Origin of the sequence: Xanthomonas albilineans, assembly GCF_002939705.1 — a bacterium.
Taxonomy (GTDB): Bacteria; Pseudomonadota; Gammaproteobacteria; order Xanthomonadales; family Xanthomonadaceae; genus Xanthomonas_A; species Xanthomonas_A albilineans.
This window is the reverse complement of record NZ_MDCB01000034.1, coordinates 1-4,961: the sequence shown is the minus strand read 5'-3', so window position 1 is coordinate 4,961 and position 4,961 is coordinate 1. Positions and strand designations below refer to the sequence as shown.

The 4,961-nt window shown below is 68.7% G+C and carries 1 protein-coding gene; it reads right to left on the bottom strand.

From position 1 onward, the window contains the following. Window positions 1-4,961: beta strand repeat-containing protein (locus tag XalbCFBP2523_RS15425; RefSeq protein WP_430523487.1), on the bottom strand; the 4,961-nt coding region annotated here is incomplete at both ends.

The window sequence follows — 4,961 nt, the reverse complement described above, 5'->3', positions numbered from 1 at the left end:
TTGCGCGTCCGAACTCAGCCACACCCGGTAGTTGGTGAAGCGCGGATCGGTCTCCACCAGTGCGTGGCCGCCGTTGGGCTGCACGCTGAACAGGCTGGCGCTGGGCAGCTGCGTGTTCGGCGTGCCCATCACGATGCGGTCCGACGAACCGCCCGCTGCGTTGACCGCTACGCTGCCGCCGACCACACCCTGCCCGCTCACCGCGCCCATGGCGCTGGCGTTGCCCGTGCTGGCGCGCTGGGCACCGCTGGATTGCGCCTGCGCCGCGCTGCTCCCGGACACTCCGCCCGGGCCGTGCAGCGGACCGACCCCGCCACCGCTCACCGCGCCCTGCGCACCCTGCACGCCCAGGTTGGCCAGCACCGACCCGTCCTGCACATTGGGCGCGGCGCGGCCCTGGTTGAGGTTGCTCAGAGTGCCCACGTCGATGTGCAGCGTGCCGCCGCTGGTGATCGATCCGCCGATCTGGCCGGTCTGCACCGAGATCGATGGATTGCTCCACTGCCGTGTGGTGCCGTTGTACGCGTGCGACACGTTGTTGAAGCTGTCGGTGCGGTACAGCGTCTGCGCCAGGTTGGTCACGCTGGCCGCGCCGGTGATCCCGTCGATGCTCAGGTCGCCACCGGCGGCGATGCGCGCGTAGGTGTTGTGCAGGGTGTCGGTGACGAGATGCATCGCGCCGCCCGAGTGGATCACCGCATCCGGACCCACGCCCGGTTGCAGCACGTCCTGCACCGTGGTGCGCGTGGCGATGCGGTATTGCTCGTTGTCGTCCAGGCCGCCGCCGCCGGTGCCTTGCGGATGGCTCAGGATGTGGTTTGGATCGGTGTAGGCGTATTGCGCGATCAGCCGCACGCAGTTGCGCGTGCAGGTGCCGTACGCGTTTGAGTATTTGAGGGTATCGCTTTGGTAGTGGAATTCGGGTGCGCCAGGCTCGTGCTCGCTCATCCCAGCAAAGGGATCGCTGGCGCCGCTGCTCACCTGGTCCGGATTGACGTTGTTGTCGTCCCGGCCGATGTAGTAGATCGTCACCGTGCCTGTGCGCGGGTCCAGCCGCGAGCGCTCGCCGGTGGCCCCGTACAGCGCGCCACTGGCGAAGAAGTACGCGCTGGTCTGCGGCGTAAGCCGGATCGTCGCCTGATGCACCTGATAGCCATCGGGCGTGGTGTACACCGTGTCTTGCAGGATGTCCTGCGGGTTGAGGTAATAGACCTCGTATGCGCTGTAGTTGCTGGTGGAGCGCAGATCGTTATGGGCATTTTGGCCGTTGTTGCGCCAGCTGGGTTGATCCAGCCGCACCGGCGCGGCGGTGGTCGTGGTCTGCGTGATGACCACGTTCTGGCGGATGTTGTTGAGCGTGCTGGCGTGCAGCGCCAGCGTGCCAGCGATTTCGATAGTGGAGCCGAGGTTGTCCACCCGATTGGCATTGCCGGTGGCCTGGCTGTTGCCATCCAGCGCACCGCCGATGGCCGCATCGCCATCGCTGTAGATCAAGGCACTGTCGGTGTTGGTCAATTGGCCCACGCCGATATCCAGACGCTGGCGCGCGGCCACCGTGGCCGCATGGGTCACCCCGGCCACGCTCTCGGCACGGTTGAGCAAGGTGCCGGCGGCGATGGCGACGTGGTCCCCATACACCCGCCCGGTGCCCACGTTGTCCACGGTCCCCGCTTGCAGTTGGGTCAGCGCGCCGTCGATCAGGCCGCGATTGGTCAGTTGCCCGCTCGCCTGCACGTGGGTGACGCCCTGGCTGCTCATCTCCCCGCTGGCCGCGTTGTCCACATTGGCGGCAGACACATCCAGATTGTTCGCGCGCAGCACGCCTTGGTTGAGCAGATCGCCGTCGGTGTGCACGGACAGATTGCCGTTGGCGATCAGTTGCCCGGTATTGGTCAGGCTCTCGTGCAGGCTCAGGCCCAGATCGCCCTGGGATTGCACTTGTCCATCGCCGCTGAGCGCGCGCGCGGCCAGGAACTGGTTGCCTTGCGAGCGCAGCATCCCGGCGGTGTTGGTGACCGCGTCGGCATGGGTGTTCAAGCTGCCGCCGGAGGCGATCCGACCGCCGCTGTTGTCCAGCCCCGCGCTCAGTTGCACGCTGCTGGCGCCGTTGCTGAGCAGCTGGCCTTGCTGGTTGTTCAGCGCCTGCGCCCGCAGTTGCAGTTGCCCGGCCTGCACGCCCAGCGCGTTGCTGGCAGTGAAGGTGTTGCGGTTATCCAGCGTGGCGGCGGTGAGGCTGAGCAGACCGTTGGCCGCGAGCAGCCCGGCCTGGTTGTTCAAGTCCCCGCCCAGGGCCAGGGCCAGGTTCTGTCCGCCTTGGACCCGACCGCCGGCGTTGTTCAACGTCGCCGCGTTCAACGCCAGATTGCCCGCCGCACTCAAGCTACCGGCGGCGCTGTTGTCCACCGTGCTCAGGCCCAGCCGCGCATCGCCCTGGGCAAAGACGACACCGCCACGGTTGTCCAGGCTGCCGCCGTCCACTTGCAGGCCGCCCCCGGCCAGCAGGCCGCCGTTGGCGCCGGAGCCAGTGTTGACGATGGCTTGGCCGTCGGTCTGCACGGACAGGTCGGTCTTGGCCTGCACCCGCCCACCGGCGTTGAGTAGGGTGCCACTGTGCACGGCAAGCGCGCCGCTCTGGCTGCCCAGGGTGCCGCCGCTGTTGTCCAGCGCCCGCCCCTGGGTGTCCACGCTCAGCGTACCGCCGACCACGCTACCGGCCCGGTTGGACAGCCCGGCGCTTTGCAGTTGCGCAGCACCACTCGCCTGGAGGATGCCCGCGTCGTTGTCCAGCGCCCCGCCAATCTGGCCGCTCAGGTCGCTGCCGGCCACGACCGTGCCGGTACTGCTGTTGTCCAGCGTGCCCGCCGTCAGGGCTAGTTGGCCGCCGCTGGAGATCACCCCGTGTGCATGGTTGTCCAGCGCGCCATCCACCTGCATCTGCAAGGCGTTGCCGGCGGCGGACACGATGCCGCCCTGGTTCGCCAGACTGGCCGCGTTGAACTGCCCCGCGCCACCCAGCAGGAGCTTGCCTTGTTGGTTCTGCACATCCTGAGCGATACGCAACGTCGACAGGCCCTGGCCCGCTGCCTGCACGCTGCCCTGTGCGTTGAGCAGGCGCTGTGCGTTCAAGGCCAGTACGCCGTTGCCAGCGATCGTGCCGCCGGTATTGTCCAGCGTGCCGCCAACATTGAGGTTCAGGGCTTGCGTGCCGCTGGCGGTCAGGTGGCCACCAGCGGTGCTGAGCGTACCGGTGGCGATGCCGATGGCCTGCGCCGAGGTGGTCCCATGGCTCAGGTCGGTGTTCTGCCCGGTGATGCCCAGCGTGCCGTTGCTGACGATGCTGCCACCGCTGCCGCTCAGCATGTCCGCCGCAATCTGCAATTGCCCGGTGCCGGCGTGCTGGATGGCGCCCTGGGTGTTGTCCAGCGATGTCGCTTGCAGGGTCAGGTCGCCATTGCTGGCCACCGTGCCGCCAGCATTGTTCAAGCGCTGCGCGTGCAGCACGCTGGCGGCATTGCCGCTGGCCACGATCCGCCCGCCACCGCTGTTGTCCAGCGTGCCGGCCTGCACCTGGAGGCTGGCCGCGCCCAGGGTGCCCTGGCGTTGATCCACCGTGTTGGCCGCCAAGGTCAGCGCGGCGCTGCTGACGATGCTGCCTTGCGTGTTGGTCACGCCGTTAGCGGTGAGCCTCAGCCCCTGGCTGCCGGTGTGGCTGAGGGTGCCATGGGCGTTGATCAGTTGGTCGGCGGCGATGGACAGAAGACTGCCGTTGCTGGCCACGGTGCCCTGGGTGTTGTCCAGTTGCCCGCTCACCACGATGTCGCTCTCGGCGCTGCCCGCCGCGGTGAGGGTGCCGCCGCGGTTGGACAGCGCGCCGGCCTGCACCGCCAGCGCACCATTGCCGGCGATGCTGCCGCCATCGTTGTCCAGCGCACCGCTCAGGCGCAGCGTCATGACTTGGTCGCCGGTGGCCATCACGTGGCCGCCTGCGGTGTTCAAGGTGTCGGCGACGAGCGTGATCTGTTTGGCCTGGGTCGTGCTGCCCGCGCCCAGTTCCAGGTCGCCGCCGCTCAGTTGCAAGCTCCCTTGCGTCAGCAGCTTGCCGCCCGCGCCTTGCAGGGTCTGTGCGGCCACGCTCAAGGTGCCGGCGCCGGCGTGTTCGATCGCGCCCTGGGTGTTGTCCAGTGTCGCCGCGCGCACGCTGACGTCGCCGCTGGCGGCCAGGCGACCGCCTTGGCTGTTGTCCAGCACGCTCGCTGCCCCGATCTGCAACGCCGCCCCGCCGGCGGCGACCACGCTGCCGCCGCGATTGAGCACGCTGCCGGCCTGCACCGTCACGTCGCCATTGGCCGACAGTGTCCCGGCCGTGTTGTCCAGGGTGCCGCCGATGTTCAGTTGCGCGCCGTCGTGGCCGGCCGCCAGCAATGTGCCGCCGCCATTGTCCAAGGCGCCGGCCTGGAGATTGATCCCCGCGTTGCCGAGCAGGCGACCGCCATGGTTATTCAAGGCGCCATGCACCTGCAAGCTAAGCGTCTGCGTGCCCAGCGCGGTCAATTGGCCGCCGGCAGTGCTCAGGCTGTCGGCACTGATCCCGATCCACTGCGCCGAGGTGGTGCCCCCGCTCAGGTCGATCGCACCGCCGCTCACCGTCAACCCGCCGTTGCTCAGCAACCGGCCACCGCTGCCCGCCAGACTGCCGGCGGCGATGCGCAACATCCCGCTACCGGCTTGCTGCACCTGGCCGTTGGCATTACCGAAGGTCCCGGCCCCCAGGCGCAGATCGCCATTGCTGGCGATGCTGCCGCCGCTGCCGTTGTCCAGCAGATCGCGTACCTGCACGCTGGCCGCCTGCGTGCTGGTGGACAGCAGGCTGCCGCCGCGGTTGTCCAGGCTGTCGGCTTGCACATCCAGCACGCTGGCGCTCGCCGTGGCGGCGCGATGGTCGATGCTGCCGGCACGCCAGA